Here is a 679-nt window from a genome sequence, read left to right on the forward strand (position 1 = left end):
TTCACCGCTTCAATCAGTGCTTTTTCTGAGATGACACCAAAGTCGGTATCTTGACTGCCATGAACCGCTTCTGCCAATTCAATTTCAGACAGCGTCGACGTACCCAGTTTACCCACGACAACGCCAGCAGCTGCGTTAGCAAGTGCACACGCTTCTTCGAAGGACTTACCTGCCGCAACCGACGCTGCAAGTACAGAAATCACCGTGTCGCCAGCACCTGTTACGTCGTAGACTTCTTTCGCTTGCGTTGGTAGATGGAATGGCTCTTGGCCGCGACGAATCAACGTCATACCGTGCTCACTACGTGTTACCAATAGCGCTTCAAAATCAAACTCTTCAACAAGTGCCAGTGCTTTCTCTACCAGCTCTTGATCCGATTTCACTTTACCGACCACATCTTCAAACTCTTTCATGTTTGGTGTCAGTAGAGTTGCACCGCGGTAACGTTCAAAGTCCGCACCTTTAGGATCAATGAAAACAGGAATATTCGCTGCTCGCGCTTTCTGAATGTACGCTTGAACGTGCTCTAGAGAGCCTTTTGCGTAGTCAGACATGATCACCGCTTTCACGTTTGGTAGCGCTGCATCCATACGAGACAGAACCGGGGTCGCGTCGGTATTCTCAAACTTATCTTCAAAGTCAAGACGGATAAGTTGCTGGCCACGGCTCATAACGCGTA

At 49.2% G+C, this 679-nt stretch carries 1 protein-coding gene; it reads right to left on the reverse strand.

Annotated features, from left to right (window positions below; all coding sequences use genetic code 11):
• Window positions 1-679, reverse strand: a 679-nt coding sequence (locus tag R7093_RS25765; RefSeq protein ID WP_318147090.1) for a PfkB family carbohydrate kinase, incomplete at both ends; no start/stop codon positions are given.

It is taken from the genome of Vibrio sp. 1580, assembly GCF_033340055.1.